The sequence below is a fragment of the Hymenobacter nivis genome (assembly GCF_003149515.1).
Classification (GTDB): Bacteria; Bacteroidota; Bacteroidia; order Cytophagales; family Hymenobacteraceae; genus Hymenobacter; species Hymenobacter nivis.
The window spans coordinates 36,738-62,008 of sequence record NZ_CP029145.1 but is presented as its reverse complement, the minus strand read 5'-3'; the positions used below and the strand labels follow the sequence as shown (position 1 = coordinate 62,008).

At 64.7% G+C, this 25,271-nt stretch carries 34 protein-coding genes; 6 read left to right on the top strand and 28 right to left on the bottom strand.

All coding sequences use genetic code 11. The annotated features are described in order from the left end of the window. Nucleotides 1–96 precede the first annotated feature (96 nt). The 21 genes from DDQ68_RS00340 to DDQ68_RS24145 all read right to left on the bottom strand — a co-directional run bounded on the left by DDQ68_RS00340 (nt 97) and on the right by DDQ68_RS24145 (nt 15,166). Nucleotides 97–2,790: an SGNH/GDSL hydrolase family protein gene (locus DDQ68_RS00340; protein ID WP_109651786.1), complete on the bottom strand. Its 2,694-nt coding sequence runs from the start codon at nt 2,788–2,790 to the stop codon at nt 97–99. Beyond that, nucleotides 2,790–4,055 carry a PKD domain-containing protein gene (locus DDQ68_RS00335; RefSeq protein WP_109651783.1) on the bottom strand — a complete coding sequence of 422 codons (1,266 nt, stop codon included), beginning with the start codon at nt 4,053–4,055 and terminating at the stop codon, nt 2,790–2,792. Before DDQ68_RS00335 ends, DDQ68_RS00340 begins: the two co-directional genes overlap by 1 nt. Before the next feature lie 9 nt (nt 4,056–4,064). After that, nucleotides 4,065–4,367, bottom strand: coding sequence for a hypothetical protein (locus DDQ68_RS00330; RefSeq protein WP_109651780.1), 303 nt, complete (start codon nt 4,365–4,367; stop codon nt 4,065–4,067). Next, complete coding sequence (locus tag DDQ68_RS00325; RefSeq protein WP_109651776.1) at nt 4,364–4,672, bottom strand: hypothetical protein; 309 nt, start codon at nt 4,670–4,672, stop codon at nt 4,364–4,366. The genes DDQ68_RS00330 and DDQ68_RS00325 overlap by 4 nt, the downstream gene beginning before the upstream one ends. A gap of 8 nt (nt 4,673–4,680) precedes the next feature. Further along, the gene (locus DDQ68_RS00320) at nt 4,681–4,899 is read right to left on the bottom strand and encodes a hypothetical protein (RefSeq protein WP_109651773.1); all 219 of its coding nucleotides are present in this window, start codon (nt 4,897–4,899) and stop codon (nt 4,681–4,683) included. A 2-nt stretch (nt 4,900–4,901) separates the two neighbouring features. Further along, complete coding sequence (locus tag DDQ68_RS00315; protein WP_109651770.1) at nt 4,902–5,348, bottom strand: hypothetical protein; 447 nt, start codon at nt 5,346–5,348, stop codon at nt 4,902–4,904. Continuing rightward, complete coding sequence (locus DDQ68_RS00310; protein ID WP_109651767.1) at nt 5,345–6,382, bottom strand: hypothetical protein; 1,038 nt, start codon at nt 6,380–6,382, stop codon at nt 5,345–5,347. Before DDQ68_RS00310 ends, DDQ68_RS00315 begins: the two co-directional genes overlap by 4 nt. Before the next feature lie 45 nt (nt 6,383–6,427). Further along, nucleotides 6,428–7,132, bottom strand: coding sequence for a DUF6046 domain-containing protein (locus DDQ68_RS00305; protein WP_109651764.1), 705 nt, complete (start codon nt 7,130–7,132; stop codon nt 6,428–6,430). After that, nucleotides 7,133–8,872: a hypothetical protein gene (locus DDQ68_RS00300; RefSeq protein ID WP_109651761.1), complete on the bottom strand. Its 1,740-nt coding sequence runs from the start codon at nt 8,870–8,872 to the stop codon at nt 7,133–7,135. It abuts the gene before it with no gap. 3 nt (nt 8,873–8,875) lie between these two features. After that, complete coding sequence (locus tag DDQ68_RS24150) at nt 8,876–9,010, bottom strand: hypothetical protein (protein ID WP_281271057.1); 135 nt, start codon at nt 9,008–9,010, stop codon at nt 8,876–8,878. 50 nt (nt 9,011–9,060) lie between these two features. After that, on the bottom strand, nt 9,061–9,393 hold the full coding sequence (locus DDQ68_RS00295) for a hypothetical protein (protein WP_109651758.1): 333 nt from the start codon (nt 9,391–9,393) through the stop codon (nt 9,061–9,063). A 1-nt stretch (nt 9,394) separates the two neighbouring features. Further along, a complete protein-coding gene (locus DDQ68_RS00290; protein ID WP_109651755.1) occupies nt 9,395–9,823 on the bottom strand; it encodes a hypothetical protein in 429 nt (142 codons plus the stop codon). 3 nt (nt 9,824–9,826) lie between these two features. Continuing rightward, nucleotides 9,827–11,017, bottom strand: a complete 1,191-nt coding sequence (locus DDQ68_RS00285) for a DUF2586 family protein (RefSeq protein ID WP_109651753.1) — start codon at nt 11,015–11,017, stop codon at nt 9,827–9,829. Between the two features lies 1 nt (nt 11,018). Further along, a complete protein-coding gene (locus DDQ68_RS00280; protein WP_109651751.1) occupies nt 11,019–11,294 on the bottom strand; it encodes a hypothetical protein in 276 nt (91 codons plus the stop codon). Between the two features lies 1 nt (nt 11,295). After that, entirely contained in the window at nt 11,296–11,889 is a 594-nt protein-coding gene (locus DDQ68_RS00275; RefSeq protein ID WP_109651749.1) for a hypothetical protein, read from the bottom strand. Between the two features lie 3 nt (nt 11,890–11,892). Then, the gene (locus DDQ68_RS00270; RefSeq protein ID WP_109651747.1) at nt 11,893–12,204 is read right to left on the bottom strand and encodes a hypothetical protein; all 312 of its coding nucleotides are present in this window, start codon (nt 12,202–12,204) and stop codon (nt 11,893–11,895) included. Continuing rightward, nucleotides 12,204–12,638 (bottom strand): DUF5675 family protein, encoded by a 435-nt coding sequence (locus DDQ68_RS00265; protein ID WP_109651744.1) that lies wholly within the window; start codon nt 12,636–12,638, stop codon nt 12,204–12,206. The genes DDQ68_RS00270 and DDQ68_RS00265 overlap by 1 nt, the downstream gene beginning before the upstream one ends. Nucleotides 12,639–12,641: 3 nt before the next feature. Then, a complete protein-coding gene (locus tag DDQ68_RS22290; RefSeq protein ID WP_162549667.1) occupies nt 12,642–12,797 on the bottom strand; it encodes a hypothetical protein in 156 nt (51 codons plus the stop codon). Continuing rightward, entirely contained in the window at nt 12,797–13,003 is a 207-nt protein-coding gene (locus DDQ68_RS00260) for a hypothetical protein (RefSeq protein WP_109651741.1), read from the bottom strand. Before DDQ68_RS00260 ends, DDQ68_RS22290 begins: the two co-directional genes overlap by 1 nt. 86 nt (nt 13,004–13,089) lie before the next feature. Further along, entirely contained in the window at nt 13,090–14,022 is a 933-nt protein-coding gene (locus DDQ68_RS00255) for a hypothetical protein (RefSeq protein ID WP_109651738.1), read from the bottom strand. A 37-nt stretch (nt 14,023–14,059) separates the two neighbouring features. Further along, nucleotides 14,060–15,166: a Clp protease ClpP gene (locus tag DDQ68_RS24145; RefSeq protein ID WP_109651735.1), complete on the bottom strand. Its 1,107-nt coding sequence runs from the start codon at nt 15,164–15,166 to the stop codon at nt 14,060–14,062. 163 nt (nt 15,167–15,329) lie between these two features. On the opposite strand from DDQ68_RS24145, the gene DDQ68_RS00245 reads away from it, so the two are divergent. From DDQ68_RS00245 to DDQ68_RS00220, 6 genes are read left to right on the top strand one after another with little or no spacing between them, the layout of a single operon-like run. Continuing rightward, nucleotides 15,330–15,818 carry a hypothetical protein gene (locus tag DDQ68_RS00245; protein WP_109651732.1) on the top strand — a complete coding sequence of 163 codons (489 nt, stop codon included), beginning with the start codon at nt 15,330–15,332 and terminating at the stop codon, nt 15,816–15,818. Then, nucleotides 15,805–17,238, top strand: a complete 1,434-nt coding sequence (locus DDQ68_RS00240) for a phage terminase large subunit (protein WP_109651729.1) — start codon at nt 15,805–15,807, stop codon at nt 17,236–17,238. Before DDQ68_RS00245 ends, DDQ68_RS00240 begins: the two co-directional genes overlap by 14 nt. Before the next feature lie 22 nt (nt 17,239–17,260). Continuing rightward, nucleotides 17,261–17,749, top strand: a complete 489-nt coding sequence (locus DDQ68_RS00235; RefSeq protein ID WP_109651726.1) for a phage protein Gp36 family protein — start codon at nt 17,261–17,263, stop codon at nt 17,747–17,749. 1 nt (nt 17,750) lies between these two features. Continuing rightward, nucleotides 17,751–20,861: a phage portal protein family protein gene (locus DDQ68_RS00230; RefSeq protein ID WP_109651723.1), complete on the top strand. Its 3,111-nt coding sequence runs from the start codon at nt 17,751–17,753 to the stop codon at nt 20,859–20,861. Further along, complete coding sequence (locus tag DDQ68_RS00225) at nt 20,858–21,289, top strand: phage virion morphogenesis family protein (RefSeq protein ID WP_109651720.1); 432 nt, start codon at nt 20,858–20,860, stop codon at nt 21,287–21,289. Before DDQ68_RS00230 ends, DDQ68_RS00225 begins: the two co-directional genes overlap by 4 nt. Further along, on the top strand, nt 21,286–21,819 hold the full coding sequence (locus DDQ68_RS00220; RefSeq protein WP_109651717.1) for a hypothetical protein: 534 nt from the start codon (nt 21,286–21,288) through the stop codon (nt 21,817–21,819). The genes DDQ68_RS00225 and DDQ68_RS00220 overlap by 4 nt, the downstream gene beginning before the upstream one ends. A gap of 132 nt (nt 21,820–21,951) precedes the next feature. On the opposite strand, the gene DDQ68_RS00215 is transcribed toward DDQ68_RS00220, so the two are convergent. The 7 genes from DDQ68_RS00215 to DDQ68_RS00190 form a co-directional block, all read right to left on the bottom strand. Next, complete coding sequence (locus DDQ68_RS00215; RefSeq protein WP_109651714.1) at nt 21,952–22,221, bottom strand: hypothetical protein; 270 nt, start codon at nt 22,219–22,221, stop codon at nt 21,952–21,954. 183 nt (nt 22,222–22,404) lie between these two features. Beyond that, the gene (locus DDQ68_RS00205; RefSeq protein ID WP_109651711.1) at nt 22,405–22,593 is read right to left on the bottom strand and encodes a hypothetical protein; all 189 of its coding nucleotides are present in this window, start codon (nt 22,591–22,593) and stop codon (nt 22,405–22,407) included. Continuing rightward, on the bottom strand, nt 22,590–23,132 hold the full coding sequence (locus DDQ68_RS00200) for a hypothetical protein (protein ID WP_109651708.1): 543 nt from the start codon (nt 23,130–23,132) through the stop codon (nt 22,590–22,592). The genes DDQ68_RS00205 and DDQ68_RS00200 overlap by 4 nt, the downstream gene beginning before the upstream one ends. After that, complete coding sequence (locus tag DDQ68_RS22285) at nt 23,132–23,314, bottom strand: hypothetical protein (RefSeq protein ID WP_162549666.1); 183 nt, start codon at nt 23,312–23,314, stop codon at nt 23,132–23,134. The genes DDQ68_RS00200 and DDQ68_RS22285 overlap by 1 nt, the downstream gene beginning before the upstream one ends. A gap of 46 nt (nt 23,315–23,360) precedes the next feature. Next, a complete protein-coding gene (locus tag DDQ68_RS22280; protein ID WP_162549665.1) occupies nt 23,361–23,537 on the bottom strand; it encodes a hypothetical protein in 177 nt (58 codons plus the stop codon). Between the two features lie 43 nt (nt 23,538–23,580). After that, on the bottom strand, nt 23,581–24,204 hold the full coding sequence (locus DDQ68_RS00195) for a BT4734/BF3469 family protein (RefSeq protein ID WP_162549664.1): 624 nt from the start codon (nt 24,202–24,204) through the stop codon (nt 23,581–23,583). 49 nt (nt 24,205–24,253) lie between these two features. Next, a complete protein-coding gene (locus tag DDQ68_RS00190; RefSeq protein WP_109651701.1) occupies nt 24,254–25,228 on the bottom strand; it encodes an alpha-crystallin domain-containing protein in 975 nt (324 codons plus the stop codon). Nucleotides 25,229–25,271: the final 43 nt, after the last annotated feature.

Genomic DNA, 25,271 nt, shown 5'->3' with positions numbered 1-25,271 from the left:
GTAAGTAGCTGTAACGGGGTTGGCGGCCATCTGGGCCAGCAGGCGCTCGTGGCGGGTGCCCGGCAGAGCGGGGGCGGCGGTGTTCTGGGGCATGGCTTAGACGGATACCAGGTTGCCGGTAAGGGTGAGCCCGGTAAGGGTAATATTTTGCTCGTATAAGTAGATTTTGGGAATGTGGGGCCCGGCCGTACTGGCGTAGGCGTAGGTATATACCACGGTTCCCCCCAGTTCGTAATCCAGCCGGTCGGCGTATTTGAGCACCCGAATAGTGGTGGCACTGCCAACGCTAACCGGGGCCCCCGCCGGATTCACGAACGCATGGTTTTTTAATATTCCATAGGTTGCGGAGCCCCGGGTATCTATGTAGAAACCAGGGCTATCTCCTTCCCCAGCCAGGGCAGCCGCGTCTAGCACGGGCGTTAAAATAACCCGGCCCGCGGTGCCGCCGATGGTTCCAAAATCAATGGTGCCCAGCAGTCCGGTGCCGCCCGTGGCGATGCCTTCCCGGCCAGTGGCGTACACGTCTGGCGAGTTGGTATAGGCTCCCGTGCGGGTGAAAACGTTGTTGGCGTAGGTCATGCCCGCCGACAAAATAAACCCGGTATTTGCCGTGGCATTGGCCGTCAGCACCTGAATGCGCAGCGTGTTGGTTACGTTGTCGAGCAGGGCAGTGGAGGCCGTGGACTGCGGAATCAGGCGCGAGTAACTTAGTAGGGCCGCGTCCGTGGCCAGGGCCTGGGATAGCACCCCATTGGCGGCCACGACACTATCCTTTTCGGCCGTGGTCAGCACCCGCTTAAACAGCGAAAAGTTAGAGGCGGGGCAGTTCAGGATATTGGCCTGGGTGGCCGTGCCCGTGGCGGCCGTGGGCGTGGCCCCGATGGCGAGCTTGATGCCCGCCGTGCTGGCCAGCGTCAGGCCCGGGCCATTGATAACGGTGCTGCCCACCCGCAGTTGCTGGCCGCTGGGCCCGGCGCTGTACATAACTATTACCACGCCGCTGGTGGGGCAGGTGGCGGTCAGCTTGTTGGCGTCTGGGGTTGGGGTTGTCGTCCCGTCTGGGGCGTAGGCAATTACCTGGCCGCCGTTGACGTAGATGGCGAAGCTGCCCAGCGTGTAGTACGTGCCGTTGGGGGGGTTGTAGCCGTGGACGGCGAGCTGGCCGAGGCTGTTGGCCGTGGACACGTTGGCCGTGAAGCTCAGGGCCACCGTGAACGAAGTATAAGCAAAGTTTTCCGAGCCGTCAATGCGCAAGAACTTGGTGCCCAGCACGAAGGGCTGCGCCACGGCGTTGATGATGTTGTACATGGTCTGCGCCGCCTGGCTTTGGCCCAGCGTGTTCAGATGCACATTGTCGGCGGCCAGCACCGTGGCGTCATTCGTGGTCAGGCTCGTGCCGTCCACGTACACCACGTTGGCCACATCGGAGGCGGCCCCGATGAAGGCGGCGGCGTAGTTAGCCGCCGTGTCCACGTTGTAGCTGGCGTAGGTATTAGTGTGGTAGGTAGGGCTCTGGGCCCAGATGCGAATACCAGGCACGGCGGCTTGCAGCTTGGCGTAGAAGGACGCAATGACGGGCCGCAACGCCGCCGCCGTCTGGGTGCCGAATCCGAACACGTCGTTGATGCCCAGCTCGCCCCAATACTCTTTCAGCGATACCCCGGGCGCGTTCAGCCAGGCGGCGATGCTGGTCACTACCGCGTCCTGCTGGGCGGCGGTAAACTGGTCCCGGCCGAAGCTGCGGTTACCCCAGCCGTAGACGGCGACCTGGTAGCCGAGCAGGGTTTCCAACTGGCGGGCCGTGCTATCGCTGGCGGGGTGGGTCGTGATAAAGCCCGAGCTAATGCTGTCGCCGCCAATGACGATGCGCGAGGCGGGCGTGGGCTGGGCCACGATGGTGGCGTTCGTGGCGTTGTGAAAAACCAGCGAGTCCACGTTGGTCTGGGCGACCGTGTGGGCGCTGTTGGTTTCCCGCGAGGGGCCGGTGACAATCTTGAGCAGGCGCTGGCCACTGCCGGGCAGCACGGAGTTTATCTGCTGCACGGCCCCCGTGAAGTCGGTGCTGACGGATTCCACGAGGCTTGTGCCGGAGAGGATGCCGATGGCCGACATGGCCCCTCCTTCGGGGAGCTGGCTGTGCTGGGCCGTGGTAACGCTCGTGGCGTCCGTGCTCACGTAGATATAGGACAGGGGCGAGAGCTGGCCCGTGGCGCTGTAGGTTGCCCCCGAGATGACGTTCGATACCCAGTCCGCGGCCACGGGGGTCACCTTATAGTCCGTCACGCCCGTCGAGCCACTGAACGGGCCGCTGACGGGGGAGTCGTCAAAGTAGCCGCCCCCCACGTACTGCCACTCGTAGTAATAGGTCGTGCCCGCCGTGAGCCCCGTGTGGGCGAAGCCCGCCGCCGCGCCCTGGTAAAGCGGGCTGTAGGGCCCCGCCGCCGCCATAGCGGTCAGCAAGCGGTAGGCCGTGGCGTTGGCGTTGCTGCTTACCGTGGCATTGATGGCGCTGGCGCTGCTGGCCACGGCGCTCGTGCCGGTGGGCTGGGCCAGCACGTTGTTGAGCACGTTGCCGCTGGCCACTACGGACGCGGCCACGGCTGGAAAGTTCTTGAGGCGGCCCGTGACGGTCGGCGGGGTACTGGTTTTCGTGACCAGCGTGTGGATGACCTGCCAGGTGCCGTTGGCAAGCTGGGTGCCCAACACATACGCGCCCGTGTTCGGGTGCGGGCTTTCCACCGGCTCCGAAGCCGGGGTGCTCGTAAAAATGGTGGTGAGGGTATTGGGCATTACGAGGGAGTGGAGCTGTTAGCGGCCAGGGAATTGGTTTGGGCGGCGGCCTGCACCGTTACCACGGTAAAGACTTCCGGCGACTTGCCACCGCTGTTGTCGGTGACAGTCAGGCCGAACTGATAGGTGCCCGCCGTGGTGAGGCCCGTTACGACCGGGTTCTGCACGCTGCTGGGCATCCCGTTCACGGCCGCGCCCGTCACCTGCCGCCAGGCGTAGGCGGCCACGGTACCGTCGGGGTCGCTGCCGCTGCCCATTAGCGCCACTTGCGAGGTGGGCGGTTGAATCGTGGTGTTGCTGCCGGCGTTGGCCGTGGGCAACTGGTTCTGGGCGGGCGCGGCGGCCTGCACGGTCACGTTGACCGTGGCCGTAGCCGTATTGCCGGATGTATCGGTGGCGGTGGCGGTGAGCGAGAGGCCCCCGGCCGTGCTGGGCACCGTGAAAGCCAGCGTGTAGCTGGTGCCGTTCTTCGCGCCCGCGCCTAAGGCGGCCCCGGTGCCGCCGTTCGTGAAGCTTAGGCCCTGTACCGCGGCGTTATCGCTCGCCGTAGCGGTGAGCGTAACCTGAGTGCCGGCGGTCAGCGTGGCCCCGGCGGCGGGGAAGGTGAAGGCAACGCTGGGCGGCGTGGTGTCGGTGGTCGGCGGCGTTATAGCAACCCCCGTGTTGTCGTAAAACTTACGCCAAGCGCCCGCAATCCTTTTCCACCGTTTTTCGGTGCTCAGGCTCACCGCCGTTTGCCAGAATTCTCCGTCCGCCCCGTCGGTTGTCGCCGGGTCGTAAACCTCCTGGTGCCAGTAGCTGCCGCTGCCGACATTTGCAGGGGCCACGGCCTGGCTTTTCAGGCTGGCCAGGAACACCGCCAGCGAGCCGGTATTGCCCGCACCCAGCCACAGCTGGTAGGCACTCTGGCCGTCCACCCCATCGCGGTAATCCACGCCTTTTTGCGGCGTATGGCCGTCGGTGTAGTCCACGCCTTTTTGCGGCGTGCGGCCCGCGTCGCCCTTGGCGCGGTACTGGAACACCCAGGCCCCGCCCTGCTTTTGGGAGCGGTCGCCGGTCACGGTGTTGTCGTACACGTCGCCGTCTACCCCCAACGCGGCGGTGGGCACGCTGGGCCCGAACAGGAAGTGCGCCCCGTTGGGAATTACCAGCGCGGCCAGGTTGGTGCGGAACATCTCGAAGATGTAGCGCACCTGCACTGCCCGGTTCTGAACCCCATCTGCCAGGGCCGTGATGCCTGCCTCAATATCTTGATCAGTATACATTATAGCTGGTTATCTGGCGTCAAAATCTGGATAATTGAAATCTCTAGCGTCGAAATCGTGGGTCGTAATGGGTTGGCGCGGGGCAATCGGCCCGCCGGTGTTGATGCGCTGCGCACGGTCCGCGAAGTAGGCCGCCAGCGCAGGCGCGGCGGCCGGGCTGGTGGGCACGGCCAGCAGCTGGCCGGGCGTCAGGGCATCGGTAATGCCGAGCCCGGCGGCGTCGGCCAAATCGAAGAGGGCGGCCACGCTGCCCAGCTCCTGGATGGCCACGTCTAGCAGCGACTGCCCGGCGGTGATTAGGGTTTTGCTCACGGGCGCACGGCGTTAAGTTTGGCGGCCGAGAGGTCGGCTAAGTTATTTTCCAGTACCTGGTAGCCGTCGCGCTGGAGCTGCACGGCCACTTCGCGCTGCAATTCCTGGGCCTGGGCCGGGCCGTAGGGCGCGTTCTGGTAGCGCCACAGGCCCACGCCCACCAGCGGGTCGGCGCGCCACTCGCCCTGGCTGGTGAGCAGCAGCAGGTTCAGGTGCTGGGCGTCGCTTTCGCCCGCGGTCAGGTCGCCGGCCTCGGTGAAGGCCAGGTCGTAGTCGGCGGTAAGCAGCAGGTCGGTGGCGGTCATCGTTCGAACTAGGAAATAGTGCCGTTGAGCAAGGGCCCCGCCTGGGCGGCGGCGGTGCCGGTGGTGCTCACGGTGCCGGTCACGGTGCCCGAGCGGATGAGGGCAGCGAAGGCGGCTACGATGTCGCGGGCAAAGTCCATGCGGGCCTTGGCGGGGTTGTCGAGGCGGGTGGCCTGGTCTTCGAGCAGGGCCATCACGGCGGCTTCGGCGGTGTTGGTGTCGAGCATGGCTAGGAGCGTAAAAGCTGTTTTCCCCGCTGGGCGAGTTGTTGGAAGGAGGTCAGGTTAATGGGCGGGCCGCTGGGCCCCACGGCCGTAGTCACGGTCAGGGCCCCGATGGCCGCCAGCAGGTCGGCGAAGAGGGCCGCCAGGCTATCGGTTTGGGTGGCCAGGGTGAAGGCTTCGACGCGGCTCACGGCCACCACGAAGCAGTTGTTGGGGTCGTTTTCGATGAGGCCCACGAGCACGGGGCTGCCCACCACGGGCCAGAGCACGAAGCCCTTGCTGCTGCCGTCGTCCACGGCGCGCAGCTGCACGTCGAGCAGCTCGGGGGCACCGGCTTCGGCGGGCTGCACGTCGCACACGGCGCGGGCCGCATCCACGCGCAGCACCGTGCCCCCCACCACCTGGCTGGGAATGCGGCTGTCGATGAATTGAGCAAGTTGAGCGCGCATCATGCTTTGGGGCTAAATTTTGGGCCAAGTTTGAGGGCCCGGCGCGACCCGTTCACGCCGAAGGTTTTGGTTACGCTGTCGATGAAGTAGGCCCCGGCCCGCTCGGGGTAGTCGGGGTCGCTGAGCACGGCAATGTCGCCGTGCTCGCAGGCTGGTACCCCGAAGGCGCTCAGCCCGCCGCGGTAGCCGTCGAAGCGCAGCCGGGCCGCTTCCTGCTGCACCCAGGCCAGCAGCTGCGCCGCGTTCAGGCCGGGCGGGCCAATGAGCGTGCGCAGCTCGCCTTTCTTCAGCCCGCCGCTCAGGGCCGTTACCAGGGCGGTGGCATCACCTTTTACTTTCTTGGTTTTCACCACGCCGCTGGCATCGACCTGAATTTTCTGGCCGTTGGGCTGGGTGCTGGTGGCTCGGAAGTGCAGGGCCACGTCGGCGGCGTTGGTGTAGGCCAAATCCGAGTCGATAATGTTCTGCCGGAAGCCGTAGTTGAAGCGCGTGGCGCGGGCCTCGTCGTAGGGCTGGCCAGCCACGAGCACGCCGGCCCGGAAAAAGCAGTTCAGGCCGAAGCGCTTTTTCAAGTCGTCGAACACCTGGGCCCCGGTGGCCTGGTTAATGAGGTACTTGCCCACGGTCAGGGCCCCCAGCTCGCGGATGGCGAAGGCCAGCCCCGCCTGGTCGCGGATGTAGGTGAGCAGCTCCAGCAGCGAGACGGTACGCCAGGACTTGGACGGCAGCGCCTGGCGCTTCAGGGCCCACATTTGATCCTCGCACTTCACCTGAAACGGCGTGCCCGGCTTCAGCTCCGACACGTAGCCGGTGAACTCGGTGCGCAGGGTGCCGTCGTAGCCGTATTGAATGGTTACCGCGTCGCCCACGCCGATCAGATCGGGCAGCGGCTGCCCGCCGGCCACCTTCAGCTTGCGGGGCAGGGTGATCGTGGCCGTGTCCGTGAATTTGGCCCACGCGCTTTCGATGCTGATTTCGTGCACGAAATTCAGCGGCGGCAACGAACCAATCGTCAGCAGGCAGGTGAGGGTAAACATGGCGCAAAATCGGGCCGCCTGGGGCCCTAAAAAAGGATGTTATAGTTAGATCGCCAGCTCAATGGGGTCGTCGCTCAGGCACTCGATTTCGTAGGCTTGCAGGTTGGTGAAGCCCGGCAGGCTCTCGTAGCGCACGTTCACCACCACCAGGCTGCTGATGCCGTAGGTGTCGAGCAGGAAGCCCGACACGGGCAGGGCCACGCCCAGCTCCACCAGCGCCCGCAGCGCCTTCACCTCGGGCAGCGGGTAGGCGAAGCGGTTGGGGGCCCCCGGGTCGGTGGCCAGGATGGCGCGGATCGTCACGGCGTAGTCGTCCTGGCCGATGTACTCCTTCACGGTGCCCCGGCGGCCGGTGATGGCCGTCTTCACCACGTTCATCTGCTGGCCCACCGTTACGATGGGGTCGAGCAGGGCCAGGCCGTTGGCGTAGTCGGCGGTGGCCGGGTTTTTGGCCGCGTGAAAGTTTACCTGCAAGAAGGCCGGCAGGCCCAGCAGGCCGGTGGGGCCGGTGCTGGCCACGGGGGCCTGGAGCGAGCCGTAAGCACTGCTCAGCGGCTCCTGGCCCGGCCCGGGCGGCACCTGGTAGCGGCGCAGGACCGAATAGCCGAAGGCCTCGGCCGTCAGGGCCCGCAGGTCGATGGGCAGGAAGGGCCGCCCACCCAGGCCGGCGTCGGTGCGGTCGGTGCCCAGGGCCACGGCGCGGCCCTGGAGGCTATCGAGGGCGGAAGCAGGAGAGAGGGCGTAGGGCATTTAGTTGGTGCTGGCCAGGGTGTTCACATCGTTGAGTTCGGCAATTACCGTGTCGCGGATGAGCTTCGCCAAATCGCCCACGCTCTCGCCCATTGTGGCCCCCGAGAGCTTCACTTCGCGCAGCAGCGTGTCGATGCGCAGGGTGATGTTGGTCACTTTCGAGCCGCCGCCCACGCCGCCCACGGTGCCCTTGCTGGCGTCGGCCGTGAGGGCGGTGGGCTTGCCGGCGGCGGCGGCGGACTTGCCACCCAGAAAGGCGTGGGCGCTGGACTCGGCCGCGGCGGTGCCGGGCTTCGCGTCGGGGAAGAGGTCGGTTTTGTCGAAGCCCTTTTTGTAGCCGCTGACAAAGCCCTTGGCGGCCTTCACGCCCACGTCGGTGGTGTCGGCCAGGGCCGCCAGCGTCTGCTTGACGCCCTCGCCCACCTTGCTCATGTTGCCGCTGAAGATGCCCTCGATGAAGGTGCCCACGCCGCCCAGGTACTTGCCCACGGCCTCGGCAATGCCCTTGAAGGCGGCCACGGCCCCGGTCCACAGCCCCACGAAGAATTTTTGCAGGCGCGGGCTGGTTTCCACAAATTGCCGCAAGGCCTGGGTGACTTGCATCTGAAACTTCCACACCTCGGCCAGCAGCGTGGCCGCTACTTTGATGGCCGGCGAGATGAAGCGGATAACGGCCCCCACGTCGTTGAAAGCGGTGGCCAGCTTGTCGCCGGCTTCGCCGTTGCCGTACTGCTGGGCCCACAACTCAGTGAAGGTGTCAATGAGCGGCTGTAAGGCATCCTTGAGCGGCTGAAATGCTGCCTTAATCCCATCCAGGTGCGCGCTTACCCAGTCCACGGCCTGCTGGCCCTGGTCCACCAGCGTACTCAGGATGGGCAGGCCCTGGCCCGCGCCCTGGCTGAGCAACCCCCCGATGGATTCGCGCACGTTGTCAAACTTGTTCTTGAGCACCGTCCAGCCCCCGGTGCCGGCCTTGCTGGCCGCTTCGGCGGAGCCGCCGAATTCGGTGTTCAGCTCCTTCAGGATTAGGCCCTGGGCCTTGGCCGTCTGGCCCGTGTCGACCAGCTGCTTGATGACGGCTTTCTGGCTCTCCGAAAAGTTGACGCCCACCCGGTGCAGCGCCGTGATGCCGGCCACGGGGTCTTGCAGCGCTTTGCCCACCTGCACGGTCGCCCCTTGCAAGTCGCCGCCCATCTTGGTGGCCAGGTCGGTGATGGCGGGCAGCGCGTCCTTGTAGACCGCGCCCTTAATGTTGGTAAACGTCAGCAGGACCGATTGCGCCTGGGTGATGGCGTCGTCGTCGAAGAGGCTCTTGCCCATCAACGCCGTGCTCATGCCGAGCAGCTCCTGGCGGGTCAGCCCCACGGTGTTGCCGGTGGATTTGAGGGTGGCGTCGAACTGAGCCCCCGCCTGGTCGGCCGCGTTGAACATGGTGACCGACTCCTTCAGGAAGCTGAAGGCCTCAAAGATGCTAAAAGCAATGCCTAATTTCCCCAGGATGCCGCCGAGCCCATTTGCGCTCTGTCCGACGGATGAAAAACCGTCGTTGGCTCCCTTTACAAATTGGCCGTTTGCGTGGCGCAACTTGCCAAGGGCATCCCGAAATTGCCCGTCTTCGAGTTTGGGGGCCATCGGTTTTTCGACCTCCTTTCGCAAGCCCTGCACCTGCCGAATCGCACCGGCGACTTTCGGCCCCAACAGGTCTTCGAGGGTCAGCTTAAAATTCAGCAGGTTGGACATGGCCTAAATCAGTTTGACCGGCCGCACCTGGGGGTTGCGCCGCAGCCAGTCGGCTTGTTGAAACTTGGCCCCGAACTCCTCATCGGTGAGGCGTTCGGGGAAAGGCAGGTGCAGGTAGTGGCTGATGAGGGCCGCCATTTTGGGCAGGTCGTCTTCGTCGGGTTTGTCGGAGACGACCGGCGCGGCGGCTACGCGTTTTTTACCGTGGCCTCCAGCGTCTTTACCAGCGAGACGGCGGCCAGGGCCCCGGCCAGCTGCACCGGGGTTTCGGCCCGGCCGGTGGGCAAGCTCAGGCGCGGGTCGCCGCCGACGAAGCAGTTGGCCAGGATGAACTCGCCGGGCTCCAGCATCTGGTCTTTGGCCACGCGCTGCAACGCGAAGGCCAGCACGTTGCGGTCGGCGGGCTTGAGGTAGGCCACGGCCGTGTCGTCGGCGCTCACCTTCACTTCGAGGATAAAGAGATCGCCGTGGGTCTTTTTCAAGTCGGCCAGGGCCTCGGGGGTGAATTCGAAAGGGGCCATTTTAACTCCAGCTAATGTGTGATACGATGAGGTCCAGTTCGATTTCGACGTTGGTATCGCCGGTCTTCAGCTCGCGCTTCTGGCCGGTGAACTCGCAGTTGTGGAGCGTGTGGGTCACGAGCTGGTTGCTCGGATTCACGAAGCTGGCAATGACGGGAAAGGGCGGAATGTCCTGGATGCGGCCGCCGGGCGGCAGGGCCGCCTGGATGCGCTCCAGCTCCTTCATTTCCAGCGTCACGCTGCCCTTGGCTTCGTACTTGCCGTAGCCGCGCGATACCGGCATGGTGCCCGCGCCGTGGTTGTTGACTTTCTCCTGCATGTCTTCGTAGGAGAGGGCCGTGATACCGGCGATGGTTTGGCCCAGCAGCTGGGCGCGAAGGCTGGCCCAGTCGTAGGCGCGGCCATTTATTTGCGGAACGAAGTCGGCCATGGCTTAGGAGAGTTTAGTGGTGAGGCCCAGGGAAACGACGATTTGACGGCCCACGCCCACGGGCACCAGGCGCACTTGCACGTTGAGCTGCGAGGTGCTGAGCACGTTCTGGGTGGGGTCGATGTACACGGCCAGGGCCGAGGCCTGGGCGGTTTGCAGCAGCCCGGCGGTGAGGCCCGCCAGGGCTTTGCCCTGCAGTTCGCCCACCGCCTGGGCGGCCAGTGTGCCGTCAGCATTCACCGGCAGCGGGCCGTTGAGGGCCGGCAGCAGGGCCGTGCGCACCAGGCGGGCGGCTTTGTTGGTGGTGCGCACGTTTTCCAGGTAGGCGTAGTCGGAAGAAGGCAGCGTGCAGGTCGGCGAGTCCGAGAAGTAGAAGCCGTCGAGGCCGGCGTGCTGACGCACGGCGATGAAGCCCTTGGCGGCGAAGGCGGCCAGGTCGCCCGGCAGCAGCTGGCCCAGCAGGGCCCCGTTGCTTAGGCCAGCGTTGAGGAACTGGCCGCTGCCGGTCAGGTTAAATTTCTGCACCCAGGCGATGGACTCGTTGACGGCCGCGGCCGACACGGCCCCGAGCCCGGCCCCCAGGGCGGGCTCGTTGGGGCTGGCGGCATCGGTGCCGGCCAGCACGCCCACGAACTCACTGCTGAGCATGGTCAGGTCGGCGGCCACGCTGGGGTCATGGCTGAGCGAATACGCCCCGAGCAGCACCAGCACGGGGCGGTGCTGCACAAACTCTTCCATGGCCAGGGCCTGGGCCTGGGCGATGGCGGCGAACACGTCGTCGTCAAAGCCGTGGGTCACGGCCGGCACGTAGCCGGCGGCGGGGTTGAGCGCCACGGCCAGCTGCTTGATGCGGCCGTTGGCGGCCACGAGCATGGTTTTGGCGTGAGCCTGGGTCTTGTCGAGGATGCTGGCCAGCGGTACCGACTGGGCCACAACCCGCACAATAAGCACGGCCCCCGGCGAGAGCCGGAAATACTCGCTGATGTGCTGGTGGGTGGCGGCGTAGCCGCCGGTGGCGGCGATGCCGATGGCTTCGGCAGCCAGCAGGGAGCGCAGCTCGTAGTCGGTGTCGAGCACGAGCTTGCCGGCGATGGCCACGCCCTGGGTGATGAGGGCCGAAATGCCGTCGTTGGTGGGCTGCTGGCGGCCGAGGCCGCCCTGAACGCGGGTGATGAGGATGTCGGGCAGGGCCATATTAAGCAGTAGTTGGAGGCGTGGGAGGCGTGGGAGACGTGGCCTTGTCGTCGGGCTCGGTGGCGTCTTTGACCGTGGCCTGGGCCGCGCCCACCAGCGTGGTGAGGCCCACGAAGGCGTAGCGCAGGTAGTGGGCGATGTCTTCGCCCACTTTGTCGGCGTCGGCCAGCAGGCCGGAGACGATCAGCAGCAGCGTGGCGGCCACGGTGCGCACCTTCTTCCAGAAAGGCGGGCACTCGGCTTTGAAACGGTTCCAGAATTGCGCGATGGGGTTCATTTTAGCGGCGGGCTAGGCGAAAACAGAGGAGAAGACCAATCAGGAAGCCGGCCAGCAGGTACACCCAGCGGGGCCAGGTGCCGGGCCGGTACCAGGCGGCGGGGCGGTTGCCATCGCCGGGCCCCAGGCGGCTGACGACGGCCCGGGCTTCGTGCGGGGTGCGGATTTCGTCGCGGGTGAGGCGGATGCTGTACACCCGGCCCCGCTGCCAGATGCGGCCGTGCACGCCCAGCGTGTCGAAGCGGAGCGTGTCGGGGAAGTAGGGCCGCTGGCGCACCAGGCGGTAGATGGTGGCTTGGGTCGCCTTGCGCTGGGCCGTGTCGAGCGCGCTACCCAGGCGGGAAAGCAGCGCGTCGAGCTGGAGCGAGTCGCCCCGCTCGCGGGGGCGGTCGGGAATGGCTACGTAGCGGGTTTGGACCTGCACCCGGGCCACGGTCACCGTGTCGTGCACGCTCACCGTGTCGTGCTTTACCAGCTCGGGGTGGGCCGTGAGCAGCCGGCTCAGCTGGCGCTCAGGCGAGGGCCTGAGCACGCTGCGCAGCGGGTTACAGGCGGCCGCCAGCAGGAGTAAGCACAGGAAAAGGAATGGTTTCATAAGCTAGTGGCGGCTTGCGCCCACGGCCCCGCGGATGGCGGCCACATCCTCGCGGACTAGACCGATGGCTTGCAGGATTTCGAGTTGGGTGCGGTCGGTGGCGCTCAGCCGGCTGTAGAGGTCGGCCCTGATTTCTTTGGCGTCGGCCTGCTGCTGGATGGACACGCGCTGCTGGTCAGTAAAGCTGGTTTCCAGCGTCGCCACGCGAGTTTCCATGCGGATGACGTAGCCCACGCAGAGACTGTTTACCCCCAGCAGCAGGCCCGCGACCCACTTGGCCCACTCGGAAGAAACGACGTTGTTCGGGGCGGCCATTAGCGGATAGTGAGCAGCACGGGCCCCGCGGCCACGGCATCTTGCAAGCGCGGAAAAAAGCGGCTGAACGCGTCGCGCGAACGGCCCACGAAGTCGGGTTTTTTGTCGAGGCCCACCAGCAGGCAGCCTTCCGTGTCGGCCGCCGTGTTGCCGCTGTGGATGCGCACGCCGCAGTCGTCGATCAGCAGGTCGCCGAAGTGGATGTCGCCGTCCGGCACGTTCACCAGCAGCGGCAGGCGCCGCAGGAAGCGGTTGGAGTAGGTGACGCGCACGGCGTAGATGCCGGCCGGGATGGCCGTTTTGCCAAATACTTTCGGGGCCCCCACCGGGCGCACCGGGTCTTCGCACACAAAGCATTCGAACACGCCGTCCACCGACAATTCGCCGATGGTGGATTCTTTGGTGAAGGTGGTGCGGTGGAGTTCCAGGCGCATGGGTTAGCGGGGCAAAAAGTGGTGGGGCGCATCGCGGTTGCCGCGCTCCCAGGCGCGGCGGTAGCGGCGCTGGGCTTCCTCGACAGACTTGGGCGGGCGGTTGACGCACCCGGCCAGGGCCAGCAGCAGCGCGAGGCTGAGCAGCAGCAGCCGGGCCATTACTTGGCCTTGGCGGGCTTCTCGTCGTCCTTCAGCGCGTCGGCGTCGGGGCCCAGCGTGGTGATTTCCTCGCCTTCGACCAAGGCCTGCTCGGCGTGGTCGAGGTTGAAGTAGTGCTCGCCGCTGGGCAGGACGTGGACCGCTTTCAGGTCGGGCCGGGCGGCAAACGTCTCGCGGATGCCGGCTTTATTCTTGATGGTGGCCATGGATTTATCGCTGGTCTAGTGCCGCCAAAGGCCGCCATCCCGAAGAATGGCGGCCAGGTTGGCCGGGCGGGCCGGGCCAGGAGCGACTAGACCGCGTAGAGCGTGGTCTGCGCGCCGAAGCCGTAGTTGGTGTCGACTTTCATCAGCATCTTGATGAAGTACAGCTCGCTGTTGGCCTGCAAGCGGGCCAGCTGCACGGTGGCGTCGTCGATGCTGTTCATGCCGACCCACAGGTTGGAATCCAGGTCGGCCTTCGCCTTGGCGAAGAAGATGGTGTCGTCGGGCATTCCGAAGAGCGGCTCGATGGTGCGGCCCCCGAAGCGCATGATGCCCGCCTGGGTGGTGTCCACGTTTTTGAACGTGGCCGTGCGCTGGTACTGCTCGTAGATCTGGGCCGTCTTGTAGCTCAGCAGGAACTTCATGTCCGGGTCGTAGAGCACGTCGGGCGTGGTGGCGTTGAGCACGCTTTGCAGCGCGTCGGCGATGTTGGCCACGGTCAGCACCACCGGCGACGCCACTTTCGGCACCGACACGTCGGCTTTGGCGCGGGTGATGAGGCCGTCGAAGTAGGCGAAGGGCTTCACGCCGGCCGTCTTGTTCGACTTCAGGATGGCCTGACCCAGAAACTTGTTGTGCTGCTTCATCACCTCCTGGATGAGCACCGACTCGATGCTCACCGGCAGGCGGCGGTCGATCAGGGTCGGGTTCAGCTGGGTGGCGAACCAATGGGCTTCGAAGTCGCGGGGGTCGAATTCGGCGTACACCATGTAGTCGGCCGGGTTCAGGGTGCGGCCGTCCACCACCATGTTACCCACCGAGCTGCTGGGCGAAATGGGGGTCGGGATGCGGTCCTGAATGATGCCGTCCACCTGCAAGCGCGGGATGGTGTAGGCTTTCTTGATGCCGTCCTTGACGTACACCAGGCCTTTCTGCACCACCTCGTTGCCAATGACGGACTTCACAATGAAGCTGCTGGCGGCTTCGCCGGCGTAGGTGGTATCGTTGATTGTCAGTGCCATGGTCAGCTACTGGGGTGAAAAAGCGTGGGAGATAAGATTATTTGCTGGCCAGGCGGGCCTGGATCTCAGCCATGGCCCCGCCGGCGGTCAGCGGCAGCACGGCAGCGTAGGCGCTGAAGCTGGTGATGGCGTCGGCTACCGACCGGCGGGCCGGCAGGGCGTCGAGCACGGCCTTGGTGCTGGTCAAATCGGCTTTGGCCAAGCTCATGTACACCTCTTTCTGGCTGGCCACGATGCGGCCGGAAGCGATGGCGGCCGTGACGGTGGCTTCGATGGTAGCGGTGGCGGCGGTGGCTTTGGCTTTGGCCTCCTCCTCTTCCATGTCGGCCATCTGCTTATCCATGGCGGCGCACTTTTCAGTGGCGGCGGCCAGGGCAGCGGTGGCGGTGGCCAGCGCGGCCTTGGCGTCGTCGGCCTCTTTCTTGGCTTTGTCCTTCTCGCCGAAGGCCGCCGCCACGGCGGTGGCCATGTCGGCGTCGGATGAGGTGGCCGTCAGCGTCAGCATGCCGGCCGCGGCGAAAATGGGAATCAACAGGTTTTTCATGTCAGCGGTGCTGATGAGGGTTGCGTAGTAGGAATGGAGCGAAGCAGTGGGCAGACTTGCCGGGGGCGCTTGGGCGGCCTGGGTGTCGGGCATGATGCCGGTGGCGAAGCCCAGGGCCACGGCGGTTTCGGCATCCATGAAGGTGGTGGCGGCCATCAGCGCGGCGCATTTCTCGACCGGCTGGCCACTGACGCTGGCGTAGAGGGCCGCCATCGAGCCGTTGATGGCCTTCTGCTGCTCAATGGCCACTTCGAAGTCGGCGACGCCGCCCGTCGCGCCCGAAGCGCAGTTGTGAATCATGAGCCGGCCGTGGGCGGCGATGAGGCGCTTGTTGCCGGCCATGAAGGGCAGCGTGGCGGCGCTGGCCACCAGGCCCACGCAGTAGGTATCGACCTTCAGGGCGGAGGCCTTGAGCATGTCGTACATGCTCTGGCCCTCGGCCCAGTTGCCGCCGCCGCTGTTGATGCGCACGGCGACCCGCTTCTCCCCCGAGGCTTCCGCCGTGGCCAGCTGCGCCCCGAAGTCGGCCGCGCTCAGGCCCGTGCCCGATTGCGGGTCGAAGCCAATGGCGGAATAAATCTGAAGCGTAGGTTGGGCCATGAAGAAGGCGGGGGAATGCGAAGCCAAACTTCGCGGCCCGCCAAACCGGCCCTGGATTGCGCTTCCGGAACGCGTGGGTTTTACGCGCTAATCGTACGGGTTTTGTACGCGTTCCGGAAATGATTTCTTTGCCGTTTCGGGCGCGGGAGTAGGTTGCGGGCCCATGAAAAAGCGCCCCGCCGGTTCCGAACGCGAAGACAGCCAAGCCAACCGGGCCAAAATCCGCAAGGCGCTGCTGGCCTTCATCAAAAAGTACACCCGGGTGCCCACCGTGCAGGAATTGGCCGCGGCCACGGGCTTTTCGGACAAGACCATCAAGCAGCACCGCCGGCGCATTCAGCTGGGCGACGGCCTGCCCAACGATTACCAGCAGCTCACGCCCGACGTGCTGCTGGCCCTGCACGCCCGCGCCGTGGGGTACTCGCATCCGGCAAAGAAGATTTTCAATGACAAGCTGGCCGGCATCGTGAAGGCCGACTACACCGAGCACTACCCGCCCGACGCCGCGGCGGCCAAGCTCTGGGTGCAGCTCATTGAGGGCTTCAGCGAGAAGAAGGAGACCAAGCACAGCGGCGAGGTGGGCCTGGCGCTCACCTTCAACTACGTGGCCCCCGCCGCGCCCGACACCCTTGCCGCCGATGCCGGACATTAATTTTCAACCGAGCTGGAAGCAGCACACGGCCTGGCTGGCGCTGGAAGACGGCACCACCGAAGAGGTGTGCTTCGGCGGGGCGGCTGGCGGCGGAAAAAGCTACCTGGGCGTGGCCTGGAAGCTCTATCGCCGCCTGCGCTACCCGGGCAGTCGGGGGCTGACCGGCCGCACCGTGCTCAAAGACCTGAAGGAATCCACCCTGATAACTTATTTTTCTGTATTGGCCAAGTGGGGATTGGTGGCGGGTCGCGACTTCACGTTCAACGCCCAGGATTTTCGCCTGGACTTTCCCAACGGCAGCCGCGAGGTGTTCCGCGATTTGGGTTGGTCGCCGTCCGACCCGGATTATCAGCGGCTGGGTAGCTCGGAGTTTACCGATGCCTGGATTGAGGAGGCTGGCGACGGCGTACCCGAGAAGGCGGCCGACATTCTCAAAAGCCGCATCCGCTGGATGCTGCCCGAGTTCGGGTTGGTGCCCAAGCTGCTCATCACCTGCAACCCGGGCTACAACTGGGTGCGCACGAAATACTTCTTCGACGACGAAGACAACCCGGTGCGGCTCAAGCCCAGCCAGTGCGTGATCAGGGCCTTGGTGACCGACAACCCCGACAAGGCCTTTGTGGCGCTCTACAAGAAGAGCCTGGAGGGCCTCAGCAACGACTACGACCGCCAGCGGCTGCTCGAAGGCGACTGGAATGCTACCGAAAAAACCGGTGGAGAATTTTATTCCAGCTTCGACACCCAGCGGCACACCGGCGACTACGCCAGCACCTACGAGGCGGGCGTAGCGCTGCACCTCACGTTTGACTTCAACACCAGCCCCTACGTAACGGGCCTGGCCTGGCAGGTGCGGGGCAAGGAGTGCACCCAGGTGGCGGAGGTAACGCTGGGCACTCCGCTCAACAACACAATGGCCTGCGCCCAGGGCCTGGTGCGCCGCTTCCCGGCCCACGCGGCCGAGGTGTTCGTGTACGGCGACCCGGCGGGCCGCGCGGCCGACACGCGCAGCGAGAAGGGCCAGAACGATTTCACCATTCTGCTGGGCGTCTTTCAGAAAGCGGGCTGGCAATGCACCCAGCGCGTAGCCGCCAGCGCGCCCAGCGTCTCGATGCGGGGCCTCTGGATTGACAAGATTTTGAGCGAAGAAGTGGGCGGCATCGGGCTGCGCTTTGATAAGGCGTGCCGCAACACCATCCAGGACTACCAGAAGGTGCTGAAGGCCGCCGATGGCACCAAGAATAAGAAGCGCGTGAAGGATCCCAAAACGGGCGTCAGCTACGAGCCTTATGCGCACTGCACCGATGCGGTTGATTATATGCTCTGCCGGCTTTTCAGCGAAGATTATCAGCGGTTTCAGCGGCCTAACGCGGCCCCGCTACCGGCCCTCATCATGCCCCAACGGGCGAACAATAGCTACTAATTAATTAATTTAATTAACCGACATGAGCTTTCTGACTTCCGCCGACTACGGCCTGCAAATCCGCGACGAAATCCGCGGGCTGCTCACCGACGGCAACGACGCGCTGCTCAGCAGCGCGGCCCACGCCGCGCAGGCCGAAATGGAAAGCTACCTGCGGGGCCGCTTCGACGTGGTGGCCGTCTTCGGGGCCCTGGGCCCGGTGAGTGCCGTGCCCGCCGCGGGGATTTTGCCCGCGGTGCCGGCCACCGCTGACCAGCGCAACCCGCAAATCGTGATGTACCTGGTGGATTTGGCGCTTTACCACCTGCACAGCCGCCAGAACCCGCGCAACGTGCCCCAGATTCGCCAGGACCGCTACCAGCAGGTAATTGACTGGCTCAAGCTGGTGCGCAAGGGGGCCCTGAGTTGCGGGCTGCCGTTGGAATCGGCCCAGCTGCCCGATGGCACCCAGGACACCGGCTCCATTCTTCCCCGCGGCAGCTCGCTGCCCAAACTAAGCAACACCTACTAAGATGGCCAATATCTTCAAATCGCTGGGCCAGGCCCTGAACCCGTTCAACAAGTCCATCCAGGCCGCGGGGCCGGCGGGCTTTGGGGCCCTGCCCGGCTCGGTGCTCGAAACGGTGTACCCCGTGCAAATCCGCCGACTGAAGCAGGACGTGCAGAAATGGCGCGACGCGCTGGACCGGGCGGAGAACGTCTACTACCCGGAAAGAATACAAATTCTCAACATCTACGCCGACGTGGCGCTGGACCTGCACCTGAGCAGCGTGCTGGAGACGCGCAAAATCAACGTGCTGGGCCAGGCTTTTAAGCTGGTGGACGGTACGGGCAAGGAGAATCCAGCCTTCACCAAAATGCTGCGCAAGCCCTGGTTTCGGCAGTTCTGCCGCTACGCGCTCGAAAGCATCGACTACGGCCACAGCCTAATCGAGTTTCCCGTGCCCGTGGATGGCGAGTTCCACCAGCTCACCCTGGTGCCGCGCCAGCACGTGTTTCCCGAGGCGCACCTGGTGCGCACGATGCCGGGCATGATTGTGGGCGTTGACTACGAGAACGACCCGGCCTACTCGCCGTGGCTCATCGAGGTGGGCGACCGGCACAGCCTGGGCCTGCTGCTGAAGGCCGCGCCCGCCATTATCTGGAAAAAGACCGTGCTCGGGGCCTGGGCGGGCTTCACCGAAATGTTTGGCACCCCGTACCGCACCATCACCGGCGCGATGGACGGCCCGCAGATGGATTCCTGTAACACCATGATGGCCAACATGGGCCAGGCCGGCTACGGCGTGTTTCCCGAAGGCGTGAAGGTGGATTTCATCGCCCCATCCACCGGCAACGCGCTGCTCTACGACAAGTTCATCGAGCGCATCAACTCCGAGCTATCCAAGCTGGTGCTGGGCCAGACGATGACGACCGACTCGGGCAGCAGCCGCAGCCAGGGCGAGGTGCACGAGCGGGTGAGCGACGCCTACACCAAGGAAGATTCGGTGTTCCTGTCGGACCTGATCAACGGGCAGTTGCTGCCGTTTCTGGTGAAGCACGGCTACCCCGTGGCGGGCTACGAGTTCCAGTTCGAGGATACCGAAAACTTGGGCAAGGAAAAGCAGTTCCTGATTGTGCAGGGCATCATGAAGGACTCGGGCTACCAAGTGAACAAGCAGTACCTCGAAGACACGTTCGGCGTGGTGCTGGAGGACAAGCCGGTGCCCGTGGTGGTGCCGCTGCCGGTGCCGCCGGGAAAGCGGGCGGGCCAGCCGAGCCCGACCCAACCGGCAAGCCAGCTGCCCCAGTCCGTCGCGCAACTAACCTCGCAACTAACCTCGCTGGTGACGGCGGCGGCGAGTAGCCAGCTCGACAAGCTGGCCGAGGGCGTCATCAAGCGAGTGCACGGGGGCGACCTGTTCGCGGGCACCATCGATGGGGCGCTCTACAGCTACCTGCGCGACCACCTGGAGGGCGCAATTAGCGTCGGCTGGGAAGCGACCGACCCGAAGCTGCGCGGCTACCTGAGTGAGAATATTCAGCGGTTTTCGGGCTTCAAAACCCATGCCGTGCAACAGGCGATGCAGGAGAAGCTAACCGACGCAGATGGCAAGGTGCGGCCCTTCGCGGAGTTCCGCGCCGATGCCCTGCAAGTGAACCAGCTCTACAACGTCGACTACCTGGAGACGGAGTACAACACGGCCGTGGCCAGCGCCCAGATGGCCAGCAAGTGGAGCGAGTTCAGCGACGGTGCCATGCTTACCTACAAGACGGCGGGCGACGACCTGGTGCGGGCCGAGCACGCGGAGTATGACGGTATCACGCTGCCAAAGGACGACCCGTTTTGGGATACCACCTACCCGCCCTGCGACTACAATTGCTTCACGCCCGAAACAAATGTGTTGACCCCCACTGGCTGGCAGTGTATTAGTGATCTGCGCGTTGGCGACCTAGTGATTGGCGGCAGCGGCGAAGCGAAGGCAGTAGAGTTCGTCCATCTTAATCACTTCGATGAGCACGTTGTCCGGCTGGTCAGTGAAGAAGAACACGTACTTACTACCCCAAACCATCGCTTCCTCACGCTTAAAGGCTGGATTCGCGCTGAGAACCTGAAAGCCGGCGATGTAGTCATCCAACTGCCGGAAGTCGGCGGCGTCGATAAAGATGTTGGTCACATAGAGCATGTGCGCTCCTTGGTCCGCAATGTGCGCGTGGCGGGCCCACGTCGGGCGCTTCGTGTTTACGCACTCAATGCCAATGCCCAGTTCTGGCAAAAACACATCTACCCAATAGGGCGAAAGGTGGTAGCTAAACTGCGGATTGTACCCCAACTTCTGGAAATGCTCCAGCATGAGTTGTTCGCGTTTGGACGGGAGTGCTTTGGCATTGGGGTGGCTGCTAGGGTCTGCTCGGTACATGCTCACGCGCTTGGTGCGGATGTGCTCCCGAAAAACGGGGTCGTTAAACTGAGTGGTTTCGCGCTGTTTAAGCGCCATTTGACGGACCGACTCGTTGGTTTCTTTGGTTCTGCCGAGTCGACCGTGTTTGCCGATAGCAACAAATCCGCGAGCGCGGACGCTCATTGCTTCGGCCTGAGCAGCACGGCGCTCCGGGTTGTCGGCCCATTGCACCCGAATGGCCTCTCCGCCTTTGCGCGGCTCTATGCCACACTGCTTCACCAGTTTGATAAGCTGTGCAGGCTGCAACCCCCACCGCTTGCAAATCATGCGGTAGGTGAGTACCTGCCCAATGTACAACTCGGTGAGGGCTTCACAGACGGTGCGCCCCTCCAGGGTTTCGATGCGCTGAATGACTTTCTCCGATACGCCTTTTTTCATCTGAAATTTGCAAAAGTTGATTCTATTGCAAATATACCATACATCGGCAATGTATACAACCTTTCAGTAAAAGAAGATATCAGTTATGTAACTAAGATTGGCGTTGTACACAATTGCCGGTGCGACGTGGTGGAGACGGATGCCGACGCCACGCCGACGGCACGGGACACGCTTGATAGCTTGCCAGAACCGCCTATCGAGTTCCGCAACAACAGCGGCAAGGGCGGCGAGGTATTCAACGCTGAGCACCCTTACTTCGACGTGCCCAAGTCTGTAGCAACCAAAATTGAGCAGCAGTTATGAGCAATGGCCTCGAACGCTTCGGCCAGCAGCTGCGCGGCTACCTGCGCACGCTGCCCCGCGAGATGGGCAAGGCCGTGGTGGCCGAGTCAGCCGACAACTTCCGCCGCCAGGGCTTCGAGAACGACGCCGGGGCCGTGGTGCCCTGGGCCCCGCGCAAAGCCGCCGACACAGTGAAGCGCCGCGGCAAGCGCGTGGCCAACCCCCGGCAGCGGGCGCTATTGGTGAAGTCGGGCCGGCTCAGGCGCTCGGTGCGCATCGTCGCCACCACGGCTACCACAGTGACGGTGGGCAGCCCCGAGGCCTACGCACAGGCCCAGCAGGAAGGCAACGCCAAGCTGCCGGCGCGGCCCTTCATCACGCTGGGGCGGGCGGCTAAAGACAAACTTGTGAAGAAAATTAGCGCCGGCATCGTCGGCTTACTGAAATGACCAGCACCTTCGCCACCGTGTATGCCGCCCTCGCTGACCGCCTGGCGGCCAAAGTGCCCGCCCTGGGCTGGATTGATTTGGACCAGGGCCAGCTCAGCAGTGACCAGGCCCTGAGCCACGAATACCCGTTGCCCTTCGCCCAGGGCGTGGCCCTGCTGGACTTTGACGAAGCCGACTGGCATGATATCGGCGAAGGCATTCAGCGCGGCACCTGCCAGGTACGGGTGACGCTGGCCGTGGAGGTGGCGGGGGACTCCTACCAGCAGAGCCGCCAGCGGGGGGCGGCGCTGGCCAAGCTGCAGCTGCTGCAAAGCGTGCACAAGGCCTTACACCACTTCGACGGGGGCGGGCAGTTCGGGGCCCTGGTGCGCACCTACAGCCGCAAGGAGCAGGACGTGGCGGCGGGCATCTGGGTGTACGCGATGGGCTACAACTGCCTGCTCACTGACCAGGATGGGTACGACGGGGCCACGCAGACGGTGAGTGGGCTGGAGCCAGTGGGACGGGCGGGCTTCGTGCTACCCAGGTAGAGATGCTTCGACACACGAAAAAGCCCCGCCGGCACATTGCCAGCGGGGCTTTTGATTTGTCCACGCGCCCGGCAATGGGGCAGTCGAGGCGGCGAGGGCGGCGGATACGCGGGGTGTCGGCGGTGGGCGGCATTAGGTTTTTCGGGATTGGCGTTGCTGGCAGATAAGCTCTTGCAGGGTCGGGCCTTGAATATTCATGGCCTCAACCCTGTCGAATGAGGCTTTCAGCTCGGCGGGGTCAGCCGTTCGCAGGTATTCGCGCAACGCTAGCACGGCCTTGCTTTCTTGCCGCTGGCTGGCAATCGTGCGGTTGTTCACGCACCAGTTGCATTGCCCATTGTTTTGGCACTGGCTGCTGATGCGCTTGCCGCCCGTTTTGGGCTGCTTAGTGGTTCTACTCATTTAGGTTAAAAGGGAAAGCCGGGAACAAGCCGTTTCCGGTACACCACGGCCAGCACCGCCAGGGCCAGCAGCAGGCACAACAGCAGGTAATAATGACGGTGTATCATTCGGACGGGGTGGGTAAAACGGTGGGGGTGGGGTCGGCTTCAGCGGTGGCCATCGCGGGCAGTGGCGCGGCGGGGCTTATTTCCGGTAAAGTATCCGCTCCACCGTGCGCAGGCTCAGGTGATATTCCTCACTGAGCTGGGCAATCACGTACTCGCGGCTGTACTTACGGGGCCGCGGCAGGTTGGTGTAGTGGGCATAGAAAGCGTCGCGCAGGCGCTGGTTGCGGCGCTCGGTGCGCTCGCAGCGGGTGAGCGCTGCGCTCATAGCAGCACGAAGGCGAGCAGGGTCAGCAGCGCGTAGCACAGGGCCCCGGTTTCGAGTACCCAGCGGCCGAGCTGCTGGAGCTGCCGGGCGGCGTAGGCCCGGCGGTTGGCGTCGAGCACAGCGGAGGGTTGGCCGTACGTCGGCAGTGCGGCACGGGCCCGGCGGGCCAGCCACCGGTCGGGAAACCACGCCGCATTGGGGTCGAAGCTGACGTAGTACTGGCCCACGTAGGCTAGGCCTCGGGCCTTGTTGAGCCGCGGGTTGAAGTCGTAGAAGAAGTAGGCGGCCCCAAAACTCAATAGCGCCCCGCTGCTGCACGCAAACGCGCCCCAATGGGGCAGCGCCGGTTCGGAAGCTGTGAGGGCCACCAGCACCCCTAAAGCCACGCGCCACGTGAGTCGCTGGCGGTGGAACTTGCCGTGGGAGGTGTCGTCGGCCGGGTTGGCGTTAAAGGCCTTCACGTCCTGCGCCACCCAGAAGCGCGGCGCGTACCAGCACAGTGCCAGGGCCGCCAGGTGGGTGAGTACGAGGGCCCCCATTACCGGTTCGTCGAATCGTTCATTGGGCCCCCGTTCTTCACCGTGTTGTAGATGGCCACGCCCACGGGAATGACGGCGAAGAAGGCGGTCACGAAGCCCATGCCGGAGTCCGGCGCGTCGGTGGCCCAGAAGTAACAACAAGCGGCGACAACGACCAGAAACGAGAGATAAAATGTTTTCATAGCCCGAAGTTGCGGGCCCCGGGCCGTGGCTGCTAATTACTTATAGTTAGATTTTACCCTGCTTGCGCAGCTCGGGGTGGCCGGCGATGAAAGCGTACAGGCTGCCCGGCGTGCGGCCCAGCTCTGCGGCGAGCTGCCGGGCGGTGCGGTCGGCGTAGTGCAGGCTCAGGTGCAGGTAGTCGGAGCGCATGTAAGGCTTGCGGGTCAGGCGGTTAGCAGGCATAAGGGATAGCAGAAAAGGAGGTAGGTTGTGGGAGGATCAGCGTTTAGGCCAGGTACGCCGTGAGCAGCTCGATGAAGCCGGGTAGGCTGCGCACCACGGGCCCCGGAGCGGGCTTCGAGATGGCGGGGGCTTCCACGTCTTCCCAACGCTCCGCGTTGGGGTTGTGGTAGAGTTCGGGGTCGAAGCTCACGTAGCGGGCGCGGCTCACGTCGCCCAGGCTGTCGACCACCAGCTGGTGGTGCGCCGCGTAATAGACCGCCAGGCTGCGAAAGCTGCCGGCGTGGTCGTCGGTGGTGATGCGCACCAGCGCGCACAGGCCTTCGCCCCCGGCGCTGACGAACACGGCGAACGTATAGGGGTCGGCTAGTAGCCGCGCTTTGGCGTGGGCCAGTTGCCAGTCGGGGTTTTGCTTGGCGTCGAGGTCGAGGGCCACGATGCCGCTGTGCACCACCAGGCCCGCGTCCTTGCGCTCGGCGAAGGTGCCGCTGGCCGTGAAGTAAGGCAAGGCGGCTTTGAGATGGCGGCGGTCGGGGGCGCTGGTGGCGGCGCGCACGGCGTTGACTTCGCGGGCCCAGCGGCCGCCCTGGATGGCGGCCAGCACCTCGGCAAGCTCCACCTGAGCCCCGCCGGTGGTGGCCGTAATTTTCGGAAATAAGCTAACCATCATTTCAATTCGTTGTAGGCTTGCGTGGGGCAGACGGGGCGGCATGGGCCGCTCAGGCCGGCAGGGCGTAGCAGCCAGCCAGGCGCTCGTAGAGCTTGGCCGCGCCGGGCACCCAGTCCAGTTTGTCGCGGTGGGTGGTGAGCAGCTTGAGCGCCTGTTTGGCCTCGTGCTCCTCCATTTTGAAGAGCTTGATTGGCGCCAGGCGCCGCACTACTTTGGTTAGCTTTTCCGACAGGCCCGGGTTGATATCGTCGGTGGCCGAGTCCTTAGGCCGGCCGTTGTTGGCCTGGGGAGCCATGGGCACTACGGGGGGCTTCACGGCCTTGGCTGGCCGGTCCAAATCCTTTTTTAGCAGCAGCTCGCTGGCCTTTATCTGTACCGCGATGTGGGTACGGCCCAGCTGCACGGCAATGTCTTTGGTCGTCGTCGTGGGGTGGAGGCGGCGCAGCGTGGCCACCTCCTCAGCACTCCACGGCCGGCGCTGGCCAGCGGCGGGTTCGGGCGCGGGGGCCTCCACTACTATTCCCAATGATTTTATGAGGTCGGTGCAGGGCCCCGCTCCCGCAAGGTCGAAGGACTCCCGCATAGGCACGTGTACTGGGTTGCTGGCCACCACGGGCCCCGTGCCCTCTACCGCCAGCGGCCACAGCTGGCCGGCCTGCGGGTGCTCCAGGGGCTGCGTACCGATGGCCAGGCGCGTGCTCTTGGCCGGGTCCATGCCCGGGTGCGCCGCGAAGAACTTGCGGGCCGTGGCGGCGCTGCTGAAATGCAGGCGCTTGCTGGTTTCGCCTCCGGAGGTGCGCAGGGAAAAGGGGTTCAGATGGCCAGCCGGGTTGCCCAGCACCAGGTACCAGGGGCGTCCGGTGGCGTCAATATCCTCGGCCAGGGCCAGCGTAGTGCCGGCTGCGAGATGCAAGGCCCGCGCCGCACCGGCAGAAAAGACGAAATTTCCGCCCGGCTCGATGGTAAGAACGGCGCTGCCCTGGGCGGCGCGAGTGGTGGCAAGGTCGTGGAATAAGAGGTTCATAAGCTATGTATTTTCAGGGTGTTGTATGGGTTGCAGCGGGAGA